Below are 24,747 nucleotides of genomic sequence, written 5' to 3' on the forward strand. Positions count from 1 at the left end.
TCCTCCTTTTGGTCTCTGGCAGCCTTAGCTGCAAGGAGTGCACGCATAATTTTATGCATTCACAGGTATTAATGATACTACATATCGCCTATTATTATCAAGTGTTTCGCAAAATTATTTCCACAGGTAACTTATTTTACGTTTTGTACTCAATTTTTACTCATACCTCAATTTCATCGAGAAATTTCATATAACGCATGGGCAAAAATCGCTTGAGTCTTGGGAATATTGTCAATCAGAACATACTCATTAGGTTGATGACTCATGACAGGAACATCGGGAAATTGACCACCAAAAGCGACACCGCGCTTGAGCAAACGTGCATAAGAACCGCCATTAGAAATTTTGTATTGTTTGGCTGTGTGTGTATGTTCGGCGTAAACATTTTCTAGTGTTGTCACAATTGGATCGTTCAAATCGACCATGTGTGGTTGATTACCAAAAGACTCTTGCTTAAATGTTTTGCCGATCAAATCACCCATGTGTCGCTGCACCTGTGTTAAAATTGCCGTCTCAGTAATACCCATCGGATATCTGAAATTGATCCTGATTTCTGATTCAGCGTTTTCATTAAACGTCATCTGCCCAATGTTTAATGTCAAATCACCCATAATGTCATCGTGATACACTAGCCCCAACTTCTCACCAAAGACATTTTGGTGGTTAGCAATCCCTAAAAATTCCAGAAATGCGTGGGCTTGCTGGTTGAAACCATAATTAACCAAAAAATGGGCCAAGTACGTACCAGCATTCAATCCAGTTTCTGGATAAGCGCCATGCGCTGATTTTCCGTATAACGTTAGTAAGATATGCCCATCATCATACTGGCCAACACCAGAAATTATTGGGGTGTCATTCAAATAACGTTCGTAGGCGGCCAAAAAACCATTGATATCAACATGACTTGGTAGCTCAATATCAGCTGTTGCCATGCCTGGTACGACATTATCACGTTCACCAGCATGAAAATGATGCAATTGCCATGCGCTAGTGGTGACACCTTGAAATTTGGTCGCCAAAGTCAGCACACCCTTTTCACCTGGTACAACTGGAAATGCCCCGTCGGGTGAAAATCCTAATGTCGGCTCCCCCGCTTCCGTTAAGTAAGCCTGCATATCACGCCAATCTGACTCTTCATCACTACCGAAAATCAATCTAATCTTTCGTTTTGGTTGAAATTCCATATCTTTGAGCTGTTTGACTGCATAATAGGCAGCTAATAGGTCGGCTTTCATGTCGTGAGAACCACGCCCGTACAATCGATTCCCTTCAATTTTGGGACTAAATGGCAATGTTACCGTCCACGCATCCCCAGCGGGTACAACATCAACATGCGACAATACCCCAACAGTTTCCGACGCGTCTTCCGGACCATAGTCAACAACAACAATCATGTTATCAGCTACTCGATTGAATTTGAAACCGTCACGCTGCGCTATATCACTAATAAAATTGAGTGCCATATCAATGCCTGTGCCAAACGGGCGTTGGATATTAGCTGTTGTTGGATCAAGCACTGATGGAATAGCCAAAAATTGAAGCAAATCAGCCATTAAAGCTGGTTGATATTGTTGGGCATTTTCTTGCCACTGTGATGAAGTTAATTGAATGGATTCCACAAGCGCCCCCCATTTTGAAATACTAACAAAATACCAATCGCGACGATGATTAATGTACCAATTATCATGCCAAAGTCACGACCAGAAAATTTTTGATCTTGGTACCATGTACGTTTATTATAGCGACCAAAGCGTCGCAATTCCATTGCCTGACTGATCGTATCAATGCGATCTAAACTAGAAAAAACTAACGGCAAAATAATTTGCACAGCACCTTTCATGCGTTTTGTTAAAGATGCTTTTTTAGAAATTTCATAGCCACGCGCCTGTTGCGCCAAACTAATTGTGTGGTAATCGCTTTGAACATCTGGGATGTAGCGAAGCGTCAGGGCAACTGCATAAGACACTTTGTACGGCACCCCAATTTTGTTTAAGCCAGAGGCAAACTCACTTGGATTAGTCGTAAATAACAATACAATTGATAATGGAAATGAAAAAACATACTTTAATAGTAGATTTAATTCATAAAACAACTGCTCTTGTGTGATTGTCCAATAACCACTACCAAATAACACGTGTTTTGAACCATACAATTCTGCACCGTATTGTGGCGCTAAAACTGTAATCATAATTAAATTAAGGACCCCAATAAAAATCACTAATTTCAACAATAAGGCATATTCGCGATATTGAATGTGTGAAATTTTAATCAGTATAAAAGATAAAATAACCAGTGCCACCAGAAAACGCGTATCATAAGAAACCATACCAACTGTTGTCAACGCCAAAAAGCCAACTAGCTTAGCTGTGCCAGTTGTTTGGTTCATCCATGTGTCACGCGCTTTATATCCAAATAACGAATTGTTCATATTACTTCCTTATCGCAGCATTGAGTTTTTCCGGTTGCTTAATCGCCAAACGTTTCGCCAAACGATAGATACTCGTTGTCCGCAAGCTTGCTGCTGTGACCAGTTCTTCGTCAGCCAATAATTCAGCCGGTGTCGTATCTGCCAGTAACTGGCCGTCAACAATGACCAACACACGCTGGACAAAATTTGCCAGCAAATGCATGTCGTGCGTGATGATAATTATTGTAGTCTGCTGTTTGGTATTGATTTTCTGCAAAAAAGTCAATAATTGAGCCGTATGCGTCGCATCTTGACCAGCTGTTGGTTCGTCCAAAATTAAAATTTCTGGTTGTAAGACTAAGACTGCAGCAATCGTCAATCGCTTCTTTTGACCAAAACTAAGTGCGGAAATCGGCCAGTGGCGCATGCCATCTAAATCAACTAACTTGAGCATATCACGCACACGTTGTTCAATTGTGTCAGCATCGACTTGGCGTAATATCAAACCACTGGCAACTTCATCATAAACTGTTGATTTCGTAATCATGTGGTTGGGATTTTGGAGCACGTAGCCAATATTGTCAGCGCGTTCTTTAATGGATTGCCCCAAGACAGATTGGCCATGCAATAAAACATCACCACTACTTGGTTGTAAAAATCCTGTTAGTAAATGTGATAATGTCGTTTTACCAGACCCATTTTTGCCGACAATGCCGAGAATTTCACCGGTGTGGATTGTCGTTGACAACGCGTTGAACAATTGTTGTCCCGCACTGTAACCAAATGAAACATTTTGGATGATGAGTTGCGGATCGGCAAGTTTAGCTGGTATTACAGATTGACCAATAGCTGCGATTTGGTCGCGATATGGTGTCACATCAATTTGATTCAAATCAGACACATGTGGCAAATTGGTAATCGCCACACCAGCTTGGCGCAATAATTGCACATAAAGCGGCTCATCTAGCCCATTATTCACTAATACGCCAGCTTGTACGATCTCGTCTGGTGTGCCATTCGCAACAATTTTACCGTCAGACATTACAATCACACGGTCAATATCTGCCCCTAACACTTCTTCAATGCGATGCTCAATAATGACTACTGTCAAATCACGTTCAGCCTGCAATTCAGCAATCATTTTCATAGCAGCACGTCCAGCAGCTGGGTCCAAACTCGCCAAAGGTTCGTCAAATAACAGCAACTTCCCGTCGTCAATTAACACACCAGCCATTGCAGTGCGTTGCTTTTGCCCACCTGATAAATCTTGTGGTGCCAAATTCAGGCGCTCACCTAAACCAAAACGTTGTGCCCACTTTGCAACTTTTTGTTTGATACTGTTCACCGGTTGTGTATCATTTTCCAATGCAAAAGCGATATCTTCAGCCACAGTCATGCCAACAAACTGCGCATCTGCATCCTGTAACACAGTTCCAGCTTGTAACGAAAGTTCAAATAGGGATTGATCCAAAATATTTTTGCCATTTAATAATAATTGACCGGTCACATCTCCCTGATAAGCTTGAGGAATCAAGCCATTAAGTAACCGTAGCAATGTGGTTTTACCAGAGCCTGAGGCACCAGCAATCAAAACTTTTTCACCCGGATAAATCTGAAAACTTACATCATGTAAGGTTGGTTCGGCTTGTGCATTGTATTTAAATGTGACATGTTGAAAATCAATTATCGGTTCCGGCATGATGACTCCTATGTACGCGACAATTGCCGCATGAGAACTATTCGCTACGCAACGAACTCTTTTTGGGACGTGACTTTACATAAGCCACAATTAAGATTGAGCCAATGATTGCCACTGACAAAATATTCACAATTGCTGCCACAATGCCTTGCAAAAAGACCTTGTTGGCTGGCTGCTTATAAATTAAAATATCGCCAATTGGGGCAATCACTACCCATGACACAACGTTGGCAACAATTTGCCAAACGTTGAATTGAATCAGCTTTTTAGCCGTTAAATCCCCACCTTGCAAATCTAAAAAGCGCTTGCTCAAACCAAGCAGTAGACCAAAAACGCCATCTGCCAACACCCATGACCACCAAGGCGCACCATAAGTGGCGTCAGTCAACGTATGCCCGATAATCCCTACTAAAAAGCCAACTACTGGTCCAAATAACCCAGCTATCAAAGCCAACCAGCCTTCAGCCACGTTAACATTGGTGTTAGGAACACCTGTTGGAATCGCAATATACTTCATCAAAATAAAGAAAACTGCTGCACCGATTCCAGTTGCGACTACTGCCCGTACAGATAGTCCTGATTTTTTGCGTTGTTCACTCATCGTTTTTCTCCTAATTATTCTGTCATCTATTGTGCTTCTTTGGTCAGCACCACTGCCCAGTTTTGCCCAGCACCAACATGATACGTCTGCTCAAAACTACCAGTGTGGACGCCGAAGGCAACGGTATACACCGAGTCAATATAAATCAACGGTTCTCCCGAATTAACATCTGTAAAAGTATGCACATAAGGCAGGACCTCATCAAACAAAACATGATCATGATGCGTTATTTGAACACGCAAAGTATCACCATATACCAAGTTCAGCTTCTCAAACTCACTGATAGGAATGTTTGACCATAATGATCCGAAGTTAACATCAGTAATATCAATGTTACCAACAAGTTGTGGCTGTCCGTACTGCGTTTCTTGATAACGCCCCGGTGTAATTGGCAAACGAACTAAATCATCTACTGACACACTCTGACGATAATCCTCAAATCGTGTCTGCCCACTAGCTAATTTGGCCCCATTGAAAGCATAAATATCGCGACCGTGGAACGTCGCTGATTTTTCTGATCCCGGCAACCGTTGCGTTGTTTCGTCAATCACACGGGCACTTTCAATCAAGCCGTTAGTTAGTAAATGAGACAAGGTACCATTATCTGGTGTCACAATATAATGACCTGTCGTCGTCTTAGCAATGATCGATAACCGGTTGGACCCCACGCCGGGATCAACTACCGAAACAAATACCGTACCAGCTTGCCAATAGCGAAATGTCTGGAATAACCGAAAGGATCCTTCAAATATATTAAAAGGCGTAATGCCGTGTGTTAAGTCACTGACGACAATGTTATCTGCCACGCCATAGGCAACGCCACGCATTGAGCTTACCGCACCGTCTTGCAGGCCAAAATCAGTCTGTAAAACGAGATGTCTACTAATCATTATACTTCTTCTTTCTATTTTTAGTCGTTAAAAATGAAAAGTCCCTGTTAATCCTAAGATTAACAGGGACGTCAAAACGTGGTACCACCCAAATTCAGCACAATGTGCACTCATCACGATAACGGCGTTCACCCGGACACACAGCTTGCACCATGTGACATCATCCACGTTCATCTTCAATAAATTGCGTCATACCGGCTTTCACTATCCCGACTCGCTATATTGCCACGCCTTATCTACTCTTCGCTTCATTGATTTATTAACTTATCATTATTTTAAGACAAATCTTATTTATTGTCAATAATTTTGTTAGTATCAATGCTTTTTTAATCACAAATTATCATCATATTGATATTTAATCATCATACAATCAAAAACTCATGAAATTTGAACATCTCACGACTTTTTAGCTAACAACATAATCATTAATCACAGCGGCAAAATCATCATGGTAAATATCAAACTTTTTTTCACCAACACCAGAAATGGCCAAAAAGGCTTCGTCTGTTTGTGGCCGACTTTGAGCCATGGCCATGAGTGTTTTATCTGAGAAAATTAAGAACGGTGGAATACCGGCTTCGCGCGCCAATACTAAACGCTTTTCTTTCAACTGAGCAAACAAGCGATTATCATCATCTGACAATTTCAAACCCTCTTGCGTCGCTGATTGACGAAGAATGCGAACCTTTTCCAATCGTTTGGTAACATTTCCCTGCCCTTGAAGGACATCGGCGCCCAGTTTAGTGACCTTTAACACCGGATATTCTGCTCCTTCAAAACGCAAGTAGCCGTCAGCCGTCAAATAATCAATAAACTGAGTTAAATCTTTCAAAGTGCGCTCTTTCATCAAACCAAATGTGGGTAAATCACGCAAATACTCGTACTTTTTCACACTCGCATCATTAGAACCTTTCAACACTTTGGCAACCATTGTTTTGCCAAAGCGCTGATTCATGCGCATAACGTTAGCTAAAACCTTTTGTGCATCTACCGTCACATCAACTAATTCTCGCTCATCTAAACAGTTTGAGCATCGACCACAGTCTTGTGTTACTGTTTCACCAAAATATTGCAGCAAGTAGCGAGGGAGACACGTTTGGGTATTCGCATACGCATTCATTTCACGAATTTTATCGTATTCATTTTGCTTGTAGGCTTCGGAACCTTCTGATTTTTGCACGAAAAATTCTTGCAGATGGATATCCTGAGGGGCATATAATAATATTGCTTCAGCTGGCAAGCCGTCACGACCGGCGCGGCCAATTTCTTGGTAGTATGCTTCAATATTGCCCGGTACTGAATAATGAATGACGTAGCGCACATTCGGCTTGTTAATGCCCATTCCAAAGGCATTCGTTGCCACAATGACTGGGCTTTCGTCATAGAGAAAAGCTTCCTGTTGTTTTTGCCTTTCCTTTTCTGACAAGCCCGCATGATAACGAGCAGCGTGAATCCCAATTTTATTCAGATAGGCTGTCAACTCGTCGACTTGTTTACGCGTTGCCGCATAAATAATCCCAGTCTGGTCAGCGTTTTCACGCAGATATTTAGCAATATAATCACGTTTATCTTGGCTTCGGACTATTTTCAACGCTAAATTATCCCGCGCAAATCCAGTAAGTACAGTGTCATCGTCACTAACGCCCAAAAGCTCTTGTAAATTTTCACGGACACGTTTAGTCGCTGTGGCCGTCAAACCAAGAATTGCTGGATTACCGGGAATTTCGGACAATAAAGGCAAGATGTTGAGGTAACTTGGTCTGAAGTCGTGTCCCCATTGCGACAAAACGTGCGCTTCATCAATGGCAATTAAGTCCACCGGTAACTGTTGCACAAAACTAAAAAAGCTTGGTACTTCAAGGCGTTCAGGCGCAACATACAACATTTTATAAACACCATGACGTAGATCCGACATACGTTGGGCTTGTTCCTGACCATCGACTGTTGAGTTCAAAAAAGTTGCTGGAATCCCTAATGTATTTAGACCGTCAACTTGATCCTTCATTAAGGAAATGAGTGGTGAAATTACTAACGTCAATCCTTCAAACATCATGGCTGGTAACTGGTAGGTGATTGATTTACCACCACCGGTTGGCATGATGGCTAAGGCGTGCTTGTGCGCTAATACCTTGTTAATGACTGATAATTGACCAGTTCTGAATTGGTCATATCCAAAAGTTTCTTTTAAAATTGTTTCCGGCGTTTGATTCTGCATACTTTCCATTATAGCATGTGCTACCATCACTGATTTTTACTGGGATTAAGCTGGAATTCGATTGGTGAAACACGCCTGAATAGCCAATTCATCACAGCCAGCACAGCAGAAATCACAACCAACCACCAGAATGTTTGTGCTTGAAAATCAATCACTTGTAGAACGATAAAGCCAATCGTAAACCAACCAAAATAAGCGGCCATCAGATTACCACCAATTCGTAACACGATATCAATCAACGTTTCTTGTCCATCTTGCGCAAATTTGTGGTGCAGCCAATCAAAAAAAAGCATAATGAAGACAAAACTAATGAGATCCATGGCCACAAACTTGGCAATTGTTGGATAATCTTGTGCCCGCACAAAGTGGCTGTGATGGGCAATGTTAATCCCGTAGGTCATCATAATATCTGACCCAACAATGAATAATAACCAACTAATTGGCTTAGCGCGCACCATATCTCGAATTAACATTTTATACCCCCATCAAACAGTTACCGCAATTATATCATTTTTCAAGTTGCTTCAAACCAATTCCTGTCACAGCCGAAAGCAATGACATAACGGGTGAAAATAGCGCAAAGAACGTGAATGGCGCAAAAGCAAGCACTGATACACCCAGTGTTTGCGCTGCAAAAGCGCCGGCAACGCCCCACGGCACCAAATAATTCATTACAGTACCACTATCTTCAATCGTACGACCTAACGCTAGCGGTGATAAGCCAACACGTTTAAAACTATCTTTGAATAACTGCCCCGGCAAAATGGTCGCGAGATACTGCTCACCAACTAAAAAGTTCGCCGCAATCCCTGTTAACAATGTCGCCACAATCATCGCACGTTGTGTTTTTAAATAGACAACCACCGGTGCCATGACACGCGACAAAATTCCTAAGCCACTGAGCAAACCACCAAAAGCCAAGGCAAGCATGATCATCATCACTGTTGGCATCATGGCAGACATGCCACCACGATTCATCAAAGCCATCAAAGTATCGTTATGGCTACTTGTTTTGAAGCCATTAACCAATAAATCAGCCCAAGTCATCAAACTATGTTGCGTCAGAAAAGCGATACTTGACACCAAAATATTAATCATCAAAGCTGGAATCGCCGGTATTTTTTGCCAAGCTGTGATGACTAACAAGCCAAGCGGTACAATAGCCCACCAAGTAGGCGCTAGTAGTGGTAATAAACGGCTAATTTTAGCGGTCGCATCCCCACTTGTTTGATGACCAAATCCCAATATAATAGTCATCACAAGTGACAAAATCAACGCAGGTAAGGTTGTCCACATCAAGTTTTTAATATGTGCAAACAGATCTGTTTCAGAAATCGCGCTGGCCAAATTAGTCGAATCTGATAGCGGCGAACTTTTATCACCAAAGATTGCCCCAGATAATACTGTTCCAGCAATTAAAGCGGGATTAAATCCCATCAACGTTCCCACACCCATTAGTGCAACCCCAACTGTCGATAATGTCGTAAAAGCACTACCAATCAATGTGCCAACAATTGCTGTTGATAATAAAGCCGTGGGTAAAAATAGTTGTGGACTAAGTAATTTAAAGCCAACCCAAATCATCGTTGGAATCACGCCAGTTGCTAACCATAATGCAATTAACGATCCAATCAATAAGAACAAAAATAACGGTGCAATACCAGATGACACACCGCTTAACAATGCTTTTTGACTGGCTTGCCAGCTCACGCCAAAACACCGTGCAACAACAATAATGAGCCCAATTACCAACATTAACGGCGCAATCGGAGATAATCCGAATCCAATCACACCCACTGCTAAAATTGCGACCGCCACAAGCAGCAGCGTCACAGAAATTTTAGTCTTCAATTTTGTAACCATAGTATTCTCTCCATTTTATGTCAAATAAAAAACGTCCCTGCCGTCACAATGACAAAGGGACGAATTGACATTTCATTAAGAATCCGTGGTACCACCCAGCTTATGCGTCATAAAACGCATCACTTTGGCATTTGTTAACATGGTGCTGCCACGCTTAAATGGATAGCTGTACTTCAGATTATGACACCTGTGCAGTTTTCACCAACCACTGCTTCTCTTCACGCCGAGTGTCGTCTTACTTATTAGTGCTAATTTCAAGTAAATCTAGTGTAACTGATTCAATTACTTTTTTCAAGTGGTACATTTGAAGGTTAAAGTTGTGCCAAACCTTGTTGAAAATCCGCAATTAAATCTTGGCTATCTTCAATACCAACTGAAATGCGGATTAATTCATCAGTGATACCGTGTTCATGACGTATGTCAGCCGGAATAGACGCATGTGTCATCACTGCAGGCACTTCTACCAAGCTTTCTACACCGCCAAGACTTTCAGCCAATGTAAAAATTTTGAGACTTTCCACAAATTTTTTGACATCTAATCCTGCCTGTAATTCGACTGAAATCATCCCACCAAAACCACCCTGCATTTGTTTTTGCGCAATCGCATATTGCGCCGATGACGCGTCACCCGGATAATAGATTTTAGCCACTTGAGATTGCGTCTGCAACCAGTTGAACAAAGCTTGCGCGTTATCATTGTGTGCTCCCATACGCAGGGCAAATGTTTTGAGACTACGCAAGACTAAATAACTATCTGACGCACCCAAAGTTGCCCCAATTGACATTTGTAAATGTTTGATTTCAGCTGAATGTCGATCGTCATTTGTCACTACAAAACCACTCAAGACGTCCGAATGACCACCGATATATTTGGTCCCAGAATGCACGACAAAGTCTGCACCAAGGTCAAGGGGTACTTGATTATAGGGCGTCGCAAATGTGTTATCGACTGCCAAAGTGGCCTGATGATTATGAGCAATTAATGACAACGCTTGAATATCGGCTAACTTCAACAAAGGATTCGTAGGTGTTTCCAAAAAAATCATCTTCGTATTCGCTGTAAACGCGCTAGTGACTGCTGGTAAATCCGCCATGTCAACCTGATCGTACGTAATACCTAAGCGTGCTAATATCGAATTAACTAACCGAAAAGTACCACCATAAACATCATCAGCCAATAAGATATGATCGCCTGCTGACAAGGTGCTCATTACTGCATGAATGGCACTCATACCAGATGAAAAAGCAAAACCAGCAGTGCCATGTTCCAAGCTAGCAATTAACTCTTCCAAAGAGGCGCGCGTTGGGTTTTCTGACCGTGTGTATTCCCACTTCGCGCCACCTCCTAATTCTGTTTGCTTGAACGTTGTCGTTTGATAAATAGGCATATTAACGGCACCTGTTTGTGGATCAACTTGATGCCCGCCATGAATTACCTGCGTTCTAATATTCATATTTTTGCTCCTTATTACAATAAATTACCAGTTATTATTGTACCTTGTTTTACCTGTTGTATGACAAAATACGCTTAATAAAAAAGCAGATTGCATTGCTACAATCTGCCTTTTAAGATGTTTTAACATGTTTGCCCTTGAAAATAGTCCAAGCTAGACTTGCTGTGATGAGCAACATCATCACAAACACAGACAAAAACATCATATTCATCAAACCACTATCCATCATAATACCGGAATAAATAGGACCAATCACACGACCTGAGCTAATCATCATTGAGACAAATCCTTGTGCCTGCCCAGCCACTTCTTTTGGTGTAATCTTAGCAACCCATGCCGGAACTTGCGGACTTTGTAGCATTTCACCAATCGTCAACAGTTCAAACACTAGCACAATCTGCCAAAACTCTTTGACAAACATCAAAAAGAAAAAGCTCGAAGCAAAAATCAGGCTACCAAGAATAACAGAAATTTGGTAAGGATGCTTATTAGCCCAACCGGACACCACTTTTTGCAACAAAATAATCGTAATGCCGTTAATCATCCATAAGTCTGCATAATTCCGTGTTGGCATACCCAATGCTTTCATGTGTGGTGCCATCACCGTTTCCCACAACATATAGGAAAGATAAGTAATAAATAATAAGGCACCAATCCCCACTAATAAGGGCGTCAAACGAAAAGTCGGGCGTATTTGGTTCGTCTCTACGGTAGAAGTTGCGGAATCCACAATCACTGTTTCTCCGCGCACATGAGTAATCGGTACGTTGAACTTAGTCGCAATAATCAACATTAGGAAAAAATATAACACAGACGAGATAATCATCAACAGACTAAAGCCGTAATCAAACAAATAGCCCACAGCCAATGTTCCCAAAACCACACCAATATTGAGCACGACGTACATGTTATTGAACACAATCCGTGTTTTTTCACCCGGAATAGTGGTGGCAAAGGAATTGACTAGCGTTTGCTCAACACCCATGCCAAAATTAGCCAACCAAATTAAGCCGGCAAACGCTGGCCAATCATGCCACACAATCAAACTAGATACCGCAATTAAAATGATGAAGCTAGTTATCAGCAAGGCCTCATAAGGTCGCCAGTGATCAAATAATTTACCACCGACAAACGAGCCAATCATGCTGATAATTGAGCCAATCATCAAAACAATGCCTGCGGTCGTAAATGTCTGGTGCAATGCGCCGGTCATATACAGCGTTGTCACTGGCCAAATCATTGAGTTGCCAGTATTTGATAGTAATGTTCCAAAAAGCAGCCACTTCTCATTAAGTGGCCGCGGTCTATCAGTTAAGTCAATTTGCATAAATTCTCCGAATATTGAGTGCTTTTACAATATCCAATTGTACCATGAAAAGTTGCTATCAGTACACGCAGTACCTACTGGTTAGGCAATTTATTAGCGCCGTGAGTCGCGCCCGTTAGCCATCAGTTTAATAACCACATAAATCATGCCAGCGACAATTAAGCCGGCAAATGCCCAACCAATACCCACAGTAAATGTCACAATCAAAAAGGCAGCTAATCCTATCCAAAACCATTTCATTTGTTGTACTCCTCATTTGCTTTTTTATTATTGTGTAACGAACAGGTGATAAGGTCAAGTGCAAAATTTCACGACAGATATCCAATTTTAGATGATAAACGTTTAAAAAACGCTGAAAACGGTTACTTTTTCCGCTATTTTGCGCTATAATGAAAAGTGAATTTAACTAAAAATAAGGGGTACATCATGGTTTCAGAAATCAAGACGTTAGTAACTTTCTTTGGTGGCACTGGTGACTTGGCCAAGCGTAAGCTTTACCCATCAGTTTTCAATCTTTATAAAAAAGGCTACTTGCAAAAGCATTTTGCCATTGTTGGAACGGCCCGTCAAGCCCTCAATGATGACGAATTCAAACAATTGGTTCGTGATTCAATTAAAGATTTCACTGACGATCAAGCACAAGCTGAGGCGTTCATCGAACATTTCTCATACCGTGCACACGACGTAACAGATGCTGCTTCATACGCTGTTTTAAAAGAGGCGATTGAAGAAGCTGCCGACAAATTTGATATCGATGGCAACCGCATTTTCTATATGTCAGTCGCACCACGTTTCTTTGGTACAATTGCCAAATATCTTAAGTCAGAAGGCCTATTGGCTGACACTGGTTACAACCGTTTGATGATTGAAAAGCCTTTCGGTACATCATATGACACAGCTGCCGAACTCCAAAATGACTTGGAAAACGCATTTGATGATAACCAACTATTCCGTATTGACCACTACCTTGGTAAGGAAATGGTTCAAAACATTGCTGCCCTTCGCTTTGGTAACCCAATTTTCGATGCTGCTTGGAACAAGGATTACATCAAGAACGTTCAAGTAACATTGTCAGAAGTCTTGGGTGTCGAAGAACGTGCCGGCTACTATGACACAGCCGGAGCATTGCTTGACATGATTCAAAACCACACTATGCAAATTGTTGGTTGGTTAGCCATGGAAAAACCAGAATCATTCACTGACAAAGACATTCGTGCCGCTAAAAACGCTGCCTTTAATGCTTTGAAGATCTATGATGAAGCAGAAGTTAACAAATACTTTGTTCGCGCACAATATGGTGCCGGTGATTCAGCTGACTTCAAGCCATACCTTGAAGAATTAGACGTACCTGCTGATTCTAAAAACAATACCTTCATCGCCGGCAAATTACAATTTGATTTGCCACGTTGGGAGGGTGTCCCATTCTATGTCCGTTCAGGTAAGCGCTTAGCTGCTAAACAGACACGTGTTGACGTCGTCTTTAAGGCTGGCACGTTTAACTTTGGTTCAGCACAAGAAGCACAAGAAGCTGTCTTGTCAATTATCATTGATCCAAAGGGTGCTATCGAATTGAAGTTGAACGCCAAGTCTGTTGAAGATGCCTTCAACACACGTACAATTGACTTAGGTTGGACCGTATCTGACGAAGATAAGAAGAACACGCCAGAACCATACGAACGTATGATTCACGACACTATGAATGGTGATGGCTCTAACTTCGCTGACTGGAATGGCGTTTCAATCGCTTGGAAGTTCGTTGATGCTATTTCAGCCGTTTATACCGCAGATAAAGCACCACTTGAAACTTACAAGTCGGGCTCAATGGGTCCTGAAGCATCCGATAAATTACTGGCTGCCAATGGTGATGCTTGGGTGTTTAAAGGTTAATTGAAACAAAAAACGATCGATTATGATCGTTTTTTTTTTTTGAACAATTTACACAGCTTCATCAAGAATCCGTTTTGTTTCACGAAAAACAGCCGCTAAGTTTTTGTACTGATCCGCATGCAGCACAACAGTCACATAGTGATGCTTTTTGTACGTAAAGAACCCAACAAATGACACACCAGATTTGACAGAAACACCTAGTTTACCACCCGTGACCTGATATTTTGTCTGACTAAAATAGTTATTCATTAGTGAAAAATTTGACGCTTGAGTTGTGCCATTGAAAGTACTAGTTGTTTGACCCAATATTGCTATTATTTTTGGCTGATGCTTCAAAATTTGCTCGCTCATTTTGGCAACATCAATTGCAGACATCATGTTTTCAGCATTATTTGGTGCGTTGACTTTGTCATCTTCCATTTCATCATTACGTATGCCCGCAGCATTATACCATTTTGCTGTTTTAATATCCCATTGTTTGGCGGTTGCTGTCATTAACTTTGCAAAACGTGCCTGTGAACCGCTTATTTCATCTCCTAAGGCAATCGCGGCATCATTAGCAGATAATTGCAAGGCTGCATTGAGTAAATCACCAGTCCGATAAGTGGTTCCAGCGTCCAACGGAACAGCTGCTAATTCAGGTTCTTCACCAATTTTAACTGTATTAGCAGATGGTTTAATCATGTCTGTCATTGCTAATTTCTCCAACGTTAAATACCCAGTCATTAACTTGCTAATCGAGGCAATTGCTAATGGTTGCGTACCGTTTTTAGTCCCTACTAATTGGCCAGTATCACGATTTAGGACAACTGCTGCTGAAGCAGTTGTTGTCAATTTTTTGACCTTCCGTTGTTTCATTTTTTTAATTTGTACTGCTCTTTTGGGTTCATCATGAGGTGTTTGATTGACCACATTAGTGATCCAAAAAACACCCATTATGCCCACCATGACAACGATTATTAAGCCTACTTTTTTCATAAGTCTAATTGTACTCAAAAACTGATGATTGACAATCTTTAGTCGGACAAGATATACTTAACTAGTTAATTAACCGGTTAAGCATTGGAGAATATATGTCTGAAACAAATGAAATCATGACGGCACTTAATCATTTCGTACAAGAATATGCTAGTCACCCAGAAGTCATTACAAGTACAGCGGGGCAAAATATCAACGCGACACAAGCTCATTTGCTCATGTTATTACGCACTCAGTCACTGACTAACACACAACTTGCCGCAGCGGTTGAATTATCACGTCCGGCCATCACAAAAGCCATCAAAAATCTCATCGCTCATCACTATGTCATTGCGACAATCAATGAAACAGATAAACGTAGCACTTTTTATTCATTAACACCAAGTGGTGAAAAATTAGCATTGCGCCATGAGTCTGCCCATCAATCCATGTTAGATCACCTCAATACAATTATGACCAATTTCACCCCTAAGCAACAAAAGACCATTACGAAATTTTTGAAACAACTTAACCAGATTGGAGACAACCAATGAAAAAAGTTATCGCCTTATTGGCTACCATCATGATTATTGTTATGGGCTTCGCCCTTATTAAAGGACAACACCCATCCTCAAAAAACAGCACGCATCGTCAAATTACAATTGTCGCATCTACTGATTTCTATGCCGAATTAGCGCAAGCAGTTGTCGGATCGCATGGTAAAGCCACCGCTATTATTAAAAATCAAAACATTTCACCCGAGGATTACGAGCCAACAACAGCAGTCGCAAAACAAGTCAGTCAAGCTGATATTGCTTTGGCAAATGGACTGGGTTACGACACATGGCTCAATAAGTTAGCCAAGGCTTCTGACCAAGCAGCGCTCATTCGCGTTGGTGAGACCGTTTTGAAGCAAAAAACTGGCAGTAATCCTCATCTTTGGAATAATCCAGAAACCATGATTAAAACAGCACAGTATCTCGCCAAACAACTCGGCAAAGAAGATCCAACCCACAAAGATGATTTTCAAAAAAATGCCAAAAAATATATTGCCAGCTTAAAGCCAATTCAATCATTAATCACCCAAATCTCACAAGACTCTAACGGTCAATCAGTTGCGCAAACAGAACCTGTTTTTGAGTACATGCTAAAAGCACTGGGCTATCACGTCATGGATTCAGATTTTTCTGAAGCAATTGAAGCGGGTAATGATCCTTCCCCCACAACATTAGCGTCACTTAGATTAGCTATTGAGAATCACCAAATCGCTTTTATTGTTAACAACAAACAAACCTCCAGCACGACTGTCAGTAACATCATTAACCTAGCTAAAACACATGACATACCAGTTGTGAACGTCACTGAAACACTCCCTAATGGCGAAAATTACGTGTCATGGCAGTTGTCTGAACTGCAACAAATTGCCAAAATTACGAAATAAAATTCAGCAACGCTAAAAGCAGCAGTTGCTGTTTTTTTATAACCATTGGTTAATATTATTTCCGGTTAAGCTCCTCATACGACTCTGAAATGCTTTCAGCGATTCTGGATTAGGTTGGCTGAGCCAAACAGATATAAAAGCTGTTAAAACTTCAATTAAATACTCTAATGCCAATCCTTCTTGCTCGTCCACTTGATGATGTGCTAACAAAATTCGTTTATACTTTGATTTAATAAATGCCAGCCAAATCCCTTTAATGTAAGGTCGCGTATATAAAACGTGCAATGGCACTCGCTTAGCATAAAGTAAAGGTGCCATATTATTGACAAAAATAGTAATCAAATCATGGTGTGAGGCAACTTGTGCTTCAATTTCAATTTTGATATTACGATCAACTTCGTTGAAAAATTCATAGATTAATTCATCCGAATTAGCAAAATAAAGCGCCACATGTTCGGGTTCCAATGCAGCAACTTGTGCAACCTTGTTGATAGTTGGTTTCTTGTCATACGAGGCAATCATACTCTCTAAAAAGGCATTTAAAATTCTCTCTCTTGCTGTATGTTGCATTTGCTGGGTCACTGGGTCCCAAAAAAAATCGAAAGGTAGTTGATATTTATCGATAATCGTAAACATCATTTCTGCCGTCGGTTCACTCAGGTTTCTTTCCCACTTTGACACTAGCTGATAAGAAACAAATATTGTCTTTGCTAGATCTATTTGGGTCAATCTTTTTGTTTTTCTCAATAACTTGATGCGTTCTCCAATAATCAACATTGTTCTCCCAATATTCTAATTACCTTTATGCCAATGAACGGCATAATTATCAATCACACTAATAAACGGCAACTATTTTATTCCTTAAATGATATCATTTTATTAATATAAATTCTTGCATAAAACGTACCTATTTATCGGACAAAACCTAATAAATAGCCGATTCAACGCTTTTGATATTCCAATATAGTTTGTCATAACAGCAAATCGCTTAATTAAAATCGTTATTTTAGAACATTAATTATCGTTTCATGACATATATAGTTGAATTATGATATTAGTAGCTATACAATTAAATTGTAAGCGCTTCCCATGATTTTTAAAAACATGAAAAACTAGCGCAACAGTGTAGGATAAACATTATGAACACTAAAAAAATTGACTATGTTAACATCATTTTCTTTATAGTAACGGCGGTAATACCTTTTGTTTTCTTATTGGGCAGTATAAAATAACTCATCGGGACAAATTCATGGTTGTTGACAACAGGTCACGGCAATATCCACGGCTCCGTTTCACCCAATTAACATCACTTTTATTAGAAGGGAGGTGTTATTTATGTGGCAATTAATTGTTGGTCTGTTACTGCTGTCGGCCGCCGTTTGGCAAGGTTTTGCCTCACGCAAAGCGTTTATAACCTATCGCACATACGCCGCAAAAACAGATAGTCCTTTTAGAGTGTTTGGATACTTGTACGGTTTCTTTTTCACAGCATTGTTAGCTGTGTTTGGTATTGTAGAAATTCTAACTTTTTTGGGCTAAAAAGACGACTTAATTTCACCCAAAAGGGTCAAAACAATTAAATTTGTTTTGACCCTTTTTCATTATTATCTGGCAACTCGAAAACAAAAAAACAACTTACCCAGCAACAATATTCCTCAAGCCAAGTGCCTGAGCAAATATTATTAATTTTCAAACTAGCCAGAATGCACCGTTATTGTCATAGTGGTACTAACTAATTTTCACTAAGTAAGTCGCTCCTAGATTGAAAGAAATCCATTCCTGCCATCGTCACTGACGGCGTCAACAAATCTGAATGTTATTAGGATCTCCTCCTAATCTCTATTTAAATTATAGCATGTCTCTTCTATATTTGCAAGCGCTTACATGTATTTGATTGAAAAAAGGTAACAGCACATTCCTACTGTTACCTTTAATGTTTAGTTAAGTCAGCTATAGTGATTCAGTCACCTTGCTGTTCAACCAGTGAGAGATTACCATCTTGATCAGCATAGTACCATGTTTTACCTTGGTCTACTGTGACAAAATTATTTTTAACCAAATTGCCTGAATCTGCGTCGTAATAATGCTGTTTATCACCATCAGAAATAATTTGGCCCTTTACTTGGCGACCATCTTCACTAAAATATTGTGTTTCGCCATTGATAATTTGTTGACCTGTTACAAGAACGCCTATCGCGTTAGCGTAATACCAACCATCATTGTAACTGATGTAGCGATTTGTGACTAAATCACCATTATCACCTTGATAGTAATATTGTTGACCGTCATTTGAGATGATTTGGTCTTTGATTTGTATCCCATTATCATCAAAATACAGCTTGTGACCATTAACCTCTTGCGCACCTACCACAAGATTACCATCTTGATCGGCATAATACCAAGTTTTACCTTGATCCGGTGTCAAAAAGTCATTTTTGATAAGATTTCCAGTGTTTGCATCGTAATAACTTTTCTGATTACCAGTCACAACAATTTGACCTTTAATTTGTTGCCCATTGCTGGCAAAATATTGAACGTTACCATTAATACTTTGAACACCAGTCACTAACTCGCCCTTGGCGTTGGCATAGTACCAGCTGTTGTTGTAACTGACATATTGATTCGTTGCCAAATTACCGTTTCCAGCTTGATAATAGCGTTGCACACCCTCAAGTGTAATAATAGCCCCCTTGGTTTGAACACCATTCACATCAAAATATTGCGCATGTCCATCAACTGTATAAGTACCAGTTATCATTTCCCCATCACCATCAAAGTAATAACTATTACCTTCTGTGTCGGTCACGTAGCTATCCTGAACCTGTGCCCCATTAGTCGCGTAGTAATTGACGGTCCCATCCGCTGTTTGTAAAAAGGATCCCCGCAACTCTACACCATTTGGCAAAAACATATAGTTTTTACCATTAATTGTCTTACTACCAACTGTCATCAGACCATTTTTATTGAAATAATAGTAATTGCCAGAAACATCATCTTTGACGAATTGATTTTTAGCCTGAATACCACTCTTAGAGTAATATACAATACCCTTACTTGTTTGTTCAAAGCCTGTCATTGTGGGTTGTCCAGTCAGCTGATTAGGCAAAAAGTCATCATCTGTACTGTTCGAAATCACTTTAAAGTAATTCTGCGTGTCACCATCAGATAGCACATATCCAAAACCACGTCCTTGAATATTTGAACCATTAAAGTATTTTGCCGACCACTCTTTAATCTTAGTTGAATCATCAATTGGTAGTCCTGTCGAAACCTGAATTGTTTTGAATAAACTTGGATATTTAGACTTAATAATCGCTAAGAACTCACCACCATATTTACTTTGATATTCGCCACCACCAACTGTGTGAGATACATACAACACATTGGCTGCATTTGAATTGGCTGACTGATTACCAAGACTATCGGTGCGTGATACAGAAACCAGTTCTGTTTGAGGCAAATTATAAATCTGGTCTGGCACAAAGTCAGCCATTGCTTGTATGCCATTAGCATGCAATGCTTTAATCGCATCACGCAATTGCTCATCGGTCCCATACTTCGTTGGCGTTTCAAATCCCAAATCGTAACGGTCAGTGAAGGCATAACCATTTTGAATAATGGAATCCAAAAAGCTTGTATCTGTGCTCGAGCGATATTGCGGTGCCATTTGAAAACTCGTGACACCCCAAGATTTGAACAGATTAACATTAGCAGCTATTTTGACATTTGCAAATTCACTTTCTGACTGAGGTGTTGATTGAAAGTTTGAAAAGCCTTCATAAATTAGGTTGGAATCTAAAGCAGCATTTGAATGAAGCGTATTGCCATCATTAGAAGTCGATTCACTAGCAGCAGTACGTACATCTTGATCATCCGTAGCATCTTTAGGCGCCCAAACTGATAAGAAGCCTGATACTTGAACATTACTATAGCCATGAATTTCAGAAGCAGTGAAAATCAAGTCCCCATTACTGTCTGTTGTTTTAAAAATATCGGTATTATTTGCAATACCGTTGTCGGTTGTCTCAAGTATCTCACGATAAACTTGATTTGCATGTGCAATGCCCATATGGAGCACGACTGTTTCACCAGACGCCAACGAAAGATTGGGATTATTAGAAACAATGACACCTATGCCTGAGTTAATACTGGTTAAATCATCTGATGTCGCATTAGCGTCAGCCAAATTTTTGCCATAACGCACACTTGTTAAAATATCATGTTGATCAACCGCCATTGACTGTCCACCTGCAACATATTTAACGCGAGACTGCAATAAATTAACGATAGCATCATAATAGGGGGTTTGCGTGCCCATATACTCCCCATCATCTGTATATAAATCACCATAATACACACGTGGAATCGTATCTTTATTGGTCAAAAGCATGGCATAAGCACTTGGCATATTGTATTGGGTATATTGTTTATCCACCCGATTCATATCAGCGTTATACACGGCAAATGCCTCTTCTAGTTGCGCTTGAGTTGGCGCAAGACTATTCACCACATCGGGATGTAAATCTTTAATTATCGTAGCAATGACCGTTTGAACTTCACTATCATGCGCACGAACAAATGAGTAATTTGGTGTTGCCACATTTTCAGTGGCATCGTTAGCACGATTAATCATAAAGTATTCTAGGAAACGTCGCATGTCAGCACGATTATCAACTTGTTTTGTCAATGAAAAGAGTAATTGTTGCTGCGTATACGTGTCCATTGTCAATTGATTACTACCCGTTTTTGACATGTATTCCGCATCATTAGCAGACCAATCTTCCAAAATAGATAAATGTTGGTTAGCATTAGTGTCAGATAAACTAGTGCCATACGCTAATTTAAAGTAACCAGAAGCGATCTGCAACAAATCAGCGTCCACGTTATCAACAGCATCAACTCTAATACCATCGAAATTAGCCGTTGGATCATTAGCTGTAATTGAACCAAAATTCATTAAATAGTACAACCAGTTAAGTTGCTCAGCTTGAACTACTGGATTGGAATTATCAACATCGTTGGCTAATAATAATTCAAACCCGCCTTCAGATTTATCAGTGTCATAACGCGTTGTACCAGATTGATTAGTCGGGGTTCGATTAAGCAAGCGAAAATTCGAATTAGCATCTGGCGTCAATGGACTATTAACATACGTTAATGCGCCGCCTTGTAAGTGATCATTGCTTGGTGATTCACTCACCTCGTTCCACTGTGGTTGTGTATTAATAAACTGAGTCATCAGTGTTCTTAACCAATCAGTTGATTTTTCTTGGCTAATTCGCATCTCAATATTTTTTTGAACAGCTCTCACAGCGTCATTCATAATGGCAAGATCACTAGCGGTTGTAAATGGTGCGTTAATCGAGAGCAAACCATTTGCAGCCATCATATTGAGATAATTGACCTCGGTCACAATATCCGGTTGCCAAGTGATTAAAATGGGACGTTTATCCTCAGCAGTAGATGGCCTCCATGACTCACCATTTTCCAATATTTCTTTAGGTCTGTACCAACTTTCTGCCGTCAGATAGCCATTGATATTATCAAAGCTGGCGGCTGTATTATCATAGGCAGCATTATGAGCTGTGTAATCCGAGTTGTCGATTGTAACGCCAGTTTTAATGGTTGAGGCATCAGTATTATCTGCTTCACCAGTTGTGCTATTGAAGAAAGTTACGACACCATTTAATACTGCTGTGTAACCCTTCATTAATTTACCAGTGCTGTCAAAATAATAGGTCTTGCCATTAATTTGTTGCACCCCGGATACCGCATTACCGTTGGAATCAAAGTAATATTTATCTCCGTTGGCTGCCGTTAAATAATCCCCTTTGACTTGGGCACCATTAAGACTAAATCCCTTAATAGTGTCTCCAATTTTGTGTAGCCCTACCAGTGCATCGCCACTGTCGTCATCAAAATAATAGGTATTACCATTAATTGTTTTGTATGCGCCTTTCAAAACTGTGCCATCAGGATTAACGTATCTGATCTGATTATTTGTTGTCAATAACCCTGTCTCAATCGCTGCATCACTATTTTGTGTTGTTTCTACGTCATTATTAGTTTGAGCTGTTGTTTCCTGAGTGTCTGTTGATTGGCTATTCGTTGTATCGCCTGTTTCAACTTTTGGCGTGGTGTCTTTTGACTCATCATTTTGATCTGTTGGCGTCTGAATATCGGTGTTATCAGCTTGAGTATCATCCAAATTTGGATTAACTGTCGTCGTTACAGATGCATCCATACTAGTGCCCTGATCTGTTGCTACATCCTGCGTCGTTGTTGTAACCGATGGATCATTTACATTTTGATCAGCACTTACACTAGCTTGATTCACCATCAAAAAAGCAGTAGTCAAACCAGCAACCACCCAACTTTTTTTTGACTTATAAAGCTTCTTTCTTGCCACGGATTTCTCTCTCATAATACTCATTCTCCATAATTTTTTAACCACGTTTTCATTTAACGCGATTTGTAAATTGTATCACATTTTTTGGCAAACGTTTGTCAAAAAATCGTAAAAATTAATTTCTTTATGGCTTGATTATTTTAAATCAAGGCATCCGTCAATCCCTTATTTAGCAGCATTTTAGATTTTATTTTGATAATTGTGTCAGAAGCGGTCACAATATCGTCGGAAAAAAATAACGATATAATTCGTTAATATCGTTGTTATATTCACAATGTTTATTCGATTTTTCGAACTAACTTCAGGCTTTTTTTATGAGTTATTTTACACCAAAAATGAGTGATATTAAAAATCGCTGATGATATTAATTCATCAGCGATTTTTGTGTCGTTCTTAAAAATTTGTGTTACGTCAAATGTCATTAGTCACGATACAATTCTAACAGTCGTTGACGTAAAGCATCATCATAAGCCGTTAGGTATAAACCATATTTACCACGTTTCATCAAAACATTTAAAACGTTGGCAATGAAAGCTTTAAATTCGGCTTTTGTAAACTGCTTATCCTGACGTTTCTTAAATATTTCCTTGTGTGAATATTTCTCTGGCAAAATAGTCATGCTGTCTGTTTTTGCATCATAGCCAAACGATGGTCCAATAATCATCCCCACAAAATTCAAATCAAAACCCTGCAAGGTATATATTGTTCCAACTTGCTTAATAGAGTATTCACGTTTAGCCCAGTGTGTGCGTTGTGGATCCCATTCATCCCAAGGCAGTGAAAAGCTATCCATTTCAACGTTATGACGGCCATCAATCCTTGGAAATCCTGACGTTGCAACAACTCGGCTTAACCCGACTGACTTATTTTTTTGGATAATGTTATCATAGAGTTTCCCAGCTTTATCAAAAACTTTAAACTCGAAGTCACTATCATTTGGAAATGGATATAATGGTTTTTCAGCTGTTAGATCGTCCATCCATTTTACTTGTGACTCACTGGCAATCATGCGGTACTGAAAATTCATATCAAACAACTTATGTGGCCGATTGCCGATTGTTTTGTATAAAAAGTCTTTTGACCAATACATTTTTGATTGAAAAACTTGTGCAAAATCATAAACAACTACCACAATTTTAGCTAAATCCATTAAATCAGTTAGTTGATTGTTGCCGTTATAATGCATATAAGGTTCGGGCTTGGACAATAATAAATGCGCTTCATCCACAAAAATAACATCATATCGCCAATGGTTTTTTTGAGCATGATTAATCAGTGGCGTCGGGCGCGTAATATCTCGCTCTCGCATACCCGGAATACTTTCCGCAATGTCTTTATAGGCTTTGAAGAGTTCAGGATGATTAACCACCAAGGCTGTTTTATAACGCTTATCAGTCATATATTTAGTGACAAGATCCATCAACACAACAGACTTGCCTGTACCAGCTGCCCCCTGAATAATCGCAACAGCGTGGTTGTTATTTGCAACACTAGTGCCGATATAATCATTGATATCGCCAATGACACGTTCTTGATCTTGTGACAATTGATCGACAAAAAATTGTTTTTTGAGTTGTTCGTTCATTTCAGCCATGGT

19 protein-coding genes are annotated in these 24,747 nt (G+C 40.0%); 4 read left to right on the top strand and 15 right to left on the bottom strand.

Annotation, left to right across the window (positions count from 1 at the left end; translation table 11 throughout):
• Positions 1 to 173: 173 nt before the first annotated feature.
• The 11 genes from pepV to IAE53_RS04520 form a co-directional block, all read right to left on the bottom strand.
• Positions 174 to 1,619, bottom strand: a complete 1,446-nt coding sequence (gene pepV / locus IAE53_RS04470; RefSeq protein ID WP_188353359.1) for a dipeptidase PepV — start codon at positions 1,617 to 1,619, stop codon at positions 174 to 176.
• Positions 1,601 to 2,428 carry an energy-coupling factor transporter transmembrane protein EcfT gene (locus tag IAE53_RS04475; RefSeq protein WP_010278733.1) on the bottom strand — a complete coding sequence of 276 codons (828 nt, stop codon included), beginning with the start codon at positions 2,426 to 2,428 and terminating at the stop codon, positions 1,601 to 1,603. Before IAE53_RS04475 ends, pepV begins: the two co-directional genes overlap by 19 nt.
• 1 nt (position 2,429) lies before the next feature.
• Entirely contained in the window at positions 2,430 to 4,106 is a 1,677-nt protein-coding gene (locus IAE53_RS04480) for an ABC transporter ATP-binding protein (RefSeq protein ID WP_148423339.1), read from the bottom strand.
• Between the two features lie 37 nt (positions 4,107 to 4,143).
• A complete protein-coding gene (locus tag IAE53_RS04485; protein WP_004911153.1) occupies positions 4,144 to 4,707 on the bottom strand; it encodes an ECF-type riboflavin transporter substrate-binding protein in 564 nt (187 codons plus the stop codon).
• 26 nt (positions 4,708 to 4,733) lie between these two features.
• Entirely contained in the window at positions 4,734 to 5,597 is an 864-nt protein-coding gene (locus IAE53_RS04490; RefSeq protein WP_200136069.1) for an S-adenosyl-l-methionine hydroxide adenosyltransferase family protein, read from the bottom strand.
• 406 nt (positions 5,598 to 6,003) lie between these two features.
• Positions 6,004 to 7,812, bottom strand: a complete 1,809-nt coding sequence (gene recQ, locus IAE53_RS04495; RefSeq protein WP_200136070.1) for a DNA helicase RecQ — start codon at positions 7,810 to 7,812, stop codon at positions 6,004 to 6,006.
• A gap of 26 nt (positions 7,813 to 7,838) precedes the next feature.
• Positions 7,839 to 8,285 (bottom strand): Tellurite resistance protein, encoded by a 447-nt coding sequence (locus IAE53_RS04500; protein ID WP_148423338.1) that lies wholly within the window; start codon positions 8,283 to 8,285, stop codon positions 7,839 to 7,841.
• Positions 8,286 to 8,319: 34 nt separating this feature from the next.
• A complete protein-coding gene (locus tag IAE53_RS04505; RefSeq protein ID WP_148423337.1) occupies positions 8,320 to 9,675 on the bottom strand; it encodes a Na+/H+ antiporter NhaC family protein in 1,356 nt (451 codons plus the stop codon).
• 311 nt (positions 9,676 to 9,986) lie between these two features.
• Entirely contained in the window at positions 9,987 to 11,129 is a 1,143-nt protein-coding gene (locus tag IAE53_RS04510; RefSeq protein WP_148423336.1) for a PLP-dependent aspartate aminotransferase family protein, read from the bottom strand.
• A 112-nt stretch (positions 11,130 to 11,241) separates the two neighbouring features.
• Positions 11,242 to 12,456 carry an MFS transporter gene (locus tag IAE53_RS04515; RefSeq protein ID WP_148423335.1) on the bottom strand — a complete coding sequence of 405 codons (1,215 nt, stop codon included), beginning with the start codon at positions 12,454 to 12,456 and terminating at the stop codon, positions 11,242 to 11,244.
• Positions 12,457 to 12,549: 93 nt separating this feature from the next.
• Positions 12,550 to 12,696, bottom strand: a complete 147-nt coding sequence (locus tag IAE53_RS04520) for a hypothetical protein (protein WP_004911174.1) — start codon at positions 12,694 to 12,696, stop codon at positions 12,550 to 12,552.
• A 186-nt stretch (positions 12,697 to 12,882) separates the two neighbouring features.
• Between IAE53_RS04520 and zwf the strand changes: the two genes are divergently transcribed.
• Positions 12,883 to 14,343 carry a glucose-6-phosphate dehydrogenase gene (gene zwf, locus IAE53_RS04525; protein ID WP_200136071.1) on the top strand — a complete coding sequence of 487 codons (1,461 nt, stop codon included), beginning with the start codon at positions 12,883 to 12,885 and terminating at the stop codon, positions 14,341 to 14,343.
• 48 nt (positions 14,344 to 14,391) lie between these two features.
• Here zwf and IAE53_RS04530 read toward each other — a convergent pair whose 3' ends face one another.
• Entirely contained in the window at positions 14,392 to 15,321 is a 930-nt protein-coding gene (locus tag IAE53_RS04530; protein ID WP_233610673.1) for a D-alanyl-D-alanine carboxypeptidase family protein, read from the bottom strand.
• A 95-nt stretch (positions 15,322 to 15,416) separates the two neighbouring features.
• On the opposite strand from IAE53_RS04530, the gene IAE53_RS04535 reads away from it, so the two are divergent.
• Together IAE53_RS04535 and IAE53_RS04540 are read left to right on the top strand one after the other, a co-directional pair.
• Positions 15,417 to 15,854: a MarR family winged helix-turn-helix transcriptional regulator gene (locus tag IAE53_RS04535; protein WP_148423333.1), complete on the top strand. Its 438-nt coding sequence runs from the start codon at positions 15,417 to 15,419 to the stop codon at positions 15,852 to 15,854.
• On the top strand, positions 15,851 to 16,741 hold the full coding sequence (locus IAE53_RS04540; protein ID WP_148423332.1) for a metal ABC transporter solute-binding protein: 891 nt from the start codon (positions 15,851 to 15,853) through the stop codon (positions 16,739 to 16,741). The genes IAE53_RS04535 and IAE53_RS04540 overlap by 4 nt, the downstream gene beginning before the upstream one ends.
• A 36-nt stretch (positions 16,742 to 16,777) precedes the next feature.
• Here IAE53_RS04540 and IAE53_RS04545 read toward each other — a convergent pair whose 3' ends face one another.
• A complete protein-coding gene (locus IAE53_RS04545) occupies positions 16,778 to 17,518 on the bottom strand; it encodes a helix-turn-helix domain-containing protein (protein WP_233610674.1) in 741 nt (246 codons plus the stop codon).
• A 558-nt stretch (positions 17,519 to 18,076) separates the two neighbouring features.
• Between IAE53_RS04545 and IAE53_RS04550 the strand changes: the two genes are divergently transcribed.
• On the top strand, positions 18,077 to 18,280 hold the full coding sequence (locus IAE53_RS04550) for a hypothetical protein (protein ID WP_010278811.1): 204 nt from the start codon (positions 18,077 to 18,079) through the stop codon (positions 18,278 to 18,280).
• Positions 18,281 to 18,701: 421 nt separating this feature from the next.
• Here the strand turns inward: IAE53_RS04550 and IAE53_RS04555 are convergent, their stop codons facing one another.
• Both IAE53_RS04555 and IAE53_RS04560 read right to left on the bottom strand, forming a co-directional pair.
• Complete coding sequence (locus IAE53_RS04555) at positions 18,702 to 23,165, bottom strand: glycoside hydrolase family 70 protein (RefSeq protein WP_200136072.1); 4,464 nt, start codon at positions 23,163 to 23,165, stop codon at positions 18,702 to 18,704.
• Positions 23,166 to 23,571: 406 nt separating this feature from the next.
• Positions 23,572 to 24,735 (bottom strand): DUF2075 domain-containing protein, encoded by a 1,164-nt coding sequence (locus IAE53_RS04560; protein WP_200136074.1) that lies wholly within the window; start codon positions 24,733 to 24,735, stop codon positions 23,572 to 23,574.
• Positions 24,736 to 24,747 lie beyond the last annotated feature (12 nt).

The organism is Leuconostoc sp. S50 (assembly GCF_016624925.1).
In the GTDB taxonomy this organism is placed as follows: Bacteria; Bacillota; Bacilli; order Lactobacillales; family Lactobacillaceae; genus Leuconostoc; species Leuconostoc pseudomesenteroides.

What these genes read in the sequence shown, in the direction of transcription:
- IAE53_RS04535 (WP_148423333.1), top strand. Translation starts at nt 15,417, where the DNA reads ATGTCTGAAACAAATGAAATCATGACGGCACTTAATCATTTCGTACAA.
- IAE53_RS04475 (WP_010278733.1), bottom strand. Translation starts at nt 2,428, where the DNA reads ATGAACAATTCGTTATTTGGATATAAAGCGCGTGACACATGGATGAAC.
- IAE53_RS04490 (WP_200136069.1), bottom strand. Translation starts at nt 5,597, where the DNA reads ATGATTAGTAGACATCTCGTTTTACAGACTGATTTTGGCCTGCAAGAC.
- IAE53_RS04560 (WP_200136074.1), bottom strand. Translation starts at nt 24,735, where the DNA reads ATGAACGAACAACTCAAAAAACAATTTTTTGTCGATCAATTGTCACAA.
- IAE53_RS04485 (WP_004911153.1), bottom strand. Translation starts at nt 4,707, where the DNA reads ATGAGTGAACAACGCAAAAAATCAGGACTATCTGTACGGGCAGTAGTC.
- IAE53_RS04515 (WP_148423335.1), bottom strand. Translation starts at nt 12,456, where the DNA reads ATGCAAATTGACTTAACTGATAGACCGCGGCCACTTAATGAGAAGTGG.
- IAE53_RS04480 (WP_148423339.1), bottom strand. Translation starts at nt 4,106, where the DNA reads ATGCCGGAACCGATAATTGATTTTCAACATGTCACATTTAAATACAAT.
- zwf (WP_200136071.1), top strand. Translation starts at nt 12,883, where the DNA reads ATGGTTTCAGAAATCAAGACGTTAGTAACTTTCTTTGGTGGCACTGGT.
- IAE53_RS04510 (WP_148423336.1), bottom strand. Translation starts at nt 11,129, where the DNA reads ATGAATATTAGAACGCAGGTAATTCATGGCGGGCATCAAGTTGATCCA.
- IAE53_RS04540 (WP_148423332.1), top strand. Translation starts at nt 15,851, where the DNA reads ATGAAAAAAGTTATCGCCTTATTGGCTACCATCATGATTATTGTTATG.
- IAE53_RS04530 (WP_233610673.1), bottom strand. Translation starts at nt 15,321, where the DNA reads ATGAAAAAAGTAGGCTTAATAATCGTTGTCATGGTGGGCATAATGGGT.
- IAE53_RS04505 (WP_148423337.1), bottom strand. Translation starts at nt 9,675, where the DNA reads ATGGTTACAAAATTGAAGACTAAAATTTCTGTGACGCTGCTGCTTGTG.
- IAE53_RS04520 (WP_004911174.1), bottom strand. Translation starts at nt 12,696, where the DNA reads ATGAAATGGTTTTGGATAGGATTAGCTGCCTTTTTGATTGTGACATTT.
- IAE53_RS04545 (WP_233610674.1), bottom strand. Translation starts at nt 17,518, where the DNA reads ATGTTGATTATTGGAGAACGCATCAAGTTATTGAGAAAAACAAAAAGA.
- IAE53_RS04555 (WP_200136072.1), bottom strand. Translation starts at nt 23,165, where the DNA reads ATGAGAGAGAAATCCGTGGCAAGAAAGAAGCTTTATAAGTCAAAAAAA.
- IAE53_RS04550 (WP_010278811.1), top strand. Translation starts at nt 18,077, where the DNA reads ATGTGGCAATTAATTGTTGGTCTGTTACTGCTGTCGGCCGCCGTTTGG.
- recQ (WP_200136070.1), bottom strand. Translation starts at nt 7,812, where the DNA reads ATGCAGAATCAAACGCCGGAAACAATTTTAAAAGAAACTTTTGGATAT.
- IAE53_RS04500 (WP_148423338.1), bottom strand. Translation starts at nt 8,285, where the DNA reads ATGTTAATTCGAGATATGGTGCGCGCTAAGCCAATTAGTTGGTTATTA.